Annotated in this window: 1 protein-coding gene; it reads right to left on the reverse strand. The window is 48.8% G+C overall.

Annotated features, from left to right (window positions below; all coding sequences use genetic code 11):
• Positions 1–201: 201 nt before the first annotated feature.
• Positions 202–1779: a phosphoglycerate dehydrogenase gene (gene serA, locus PX636_RS18130; RefSeq protein ID WP_002795895.1), complete on the reverse strand. Its 1578-nt coding sequence runs from the start codon at positions 1777–1779 to the stop codon at positions 202–204.
• Positions 1780–2145: the final 366 nt, after the last annotated feature.

A 2145-nucleotide genomic window follows, 5' to 3' on the forward strand; every position in this document is an offset into this window, starting at 1 on the left:
ACCCCCCCGATGTCGGTAGTAGGGTTGATTCATGAATCAACCCTAAGCTAAACGGCGCTTAACCTGCATGATCCAACAGCTATAACCCTTTTGGAGTCTATATCGGTGATCCGAAGTAAAAGCCGTTTAGCTTACCTTGAATCAACCCTAGGGGGGGTGGGGGGTTGCCTCTTGCCTTCAGAAGCTGATAACTGATTTAATCTAGAGTTTTACTGTGTAAGCATCGCGGATACCGGGGACTTTAGTAATTTCCGAGAGAAGACCTTCTGGTAGAGGATCATCGAGACTCAGGGCCATAACTGCGTCACCGCGAATAATTTTGCGTCCTACCTGCATACTGGCGATATTGACATTAAAACTGCCTAAAAGTGCGCCAATTTTGCCGATAATACCGGGCATATCCTGGTGAAGGGTGAATAGCATATGATTACTCGGTGGCACGTTAATTGGGAACTCATCGAGGTCAGTAATGCGGATTTCTCCGTTACTTAACAGCGCCCCAGTGACGGAATGGGTACCCATGGAACCATTGGCTTCCAAATGAATCGATCCCGAATAGTCGCGGGTGGAAGCATCCCGGGTTTCGATTACCCGGATACCGCGTTCCTTAGCTTCGATCGCCGCATTAACATAGTTTACCCGTTCCCGGAGGGCTTGGGAAAGTAAACCCTTAATTGCCGCTATCACCAGGGGTTGACTGTCTTTAGTGGCCAATTCTCCCTGTAAACGGACATTTAACGAGTCACAGCGACCTCCTGCTAACTGGCTGACGAGATTACCCATAGTTTCCGCTAATTGCAGGTAAGGGCGCAGTTTTTCCATAACATCGGGAGTTAGTCCGGGGATATTAACGGCCGAACGCGCTGGCAAACCGAGGAGGACATCGCGAATTTGTTCGGCCACATCAATAGCCACATTCACCTGTGCTTCCGTAGTCGATGCGCCTAGGTGGGGAGTGAGGATGACGTTAGATAATTCTCTTAATCTAGATTCGCCTAAAGGTTCCTGTTCAAATACATCCAAGGCTGCCCCGGCGATTCTACCGGATTCGAGGGCTTCAATTAAAGCCAACTCGTCGATAATGCCGCCGCGGGAACAGTTAATGATGCGGACCGTGGGTTTCATCTTAGGGAGGGTTTCCCGACCGATGAGATGCTGGGTTTCGGGAGTTTTCGGGACGTGGAGAGTGATAAAATCGGACTCAGCAAAGAGTAATTCTAGATCCACCAAGGTGCAACCGAGTTGATCGGCGCGTTCTTTGGAAATAAAGGGATCGTAGGCGAGAATTTTCATGCCTAGGGATCTAGCAACGGCGGCGACGTGGGAACCAATTTTCCCTAAACCGACGACTCCTAGGTTCTTTTTATAAACTTCTGTGCCGATAAAGCGATTTCTTTCCCATTTATTCGCTTTTACCGACTGATTGGCATCGGGAATGTGACGGGAAAGGGATAACATCATGGCCAAGGCGTGTTCGGCAGCGGCGATCGTGTTACCTTCGGGAGAGTTAACGACAATAATACCCTGACGAGTGGCCGCGGGAACATCGATATTATCGACTCCTACCCCCGCGCGGCCGATGATTTGCAGTTTGCTGCCCGCTTCGACGATTTCTTTGGTGACGCGGGTACTGGAACGGAGCATCAGTGCGTCGTATTCGGGGATAATTTGAATGATTTCCTCAGCGGATAGTCCTGTTTTCACGTCCACTTGGGCAACCTGTGACAGAATTTCTACTCCTACCGGATCGATCGAATCGGATACCAGAACTTTGGCCATAATCTTTATAACGTGCTTTTTTCAGTCTACGGGCAAATGCTAGACCAATATTCGGGTCTAGCCGCAATAGCCCATTTTAGAAGCAAAGGGTGCAGTCTATGGCAAAATTAGCGAAAAGATTTTAGGTTGTCCTTCTCTTTGTCGTCCATGGTGTTGATGTCAGTCTCTTGCCGTTGTCACTGAGATATGGCTAATTTAATCACGGTGGCGATCGAGTTTTCCGCTTCTTTTTCTAGGGCCTTTTCTAGGGCTGCCATTGCTTCTGTTTGAAAATTTCTAAGTAGCTGGTTATAATTAAATTAAGAATAGATTTTAGGTTCGATCCCCCCTGCCCCCCTTGATAAGGGGGGTGCCGATAGGCGGGGG

Origin of the sequence: Microcystis sp. M53598_WE2 (genome assembly GCF_030067735.1) — a bacterium.
GTDB lineage: Bacteria > Cyanobacteriota > Cyanobacteriia > Cyanobacteriales > Microcystaceae > Microcystis > Microcystis aeruginosa.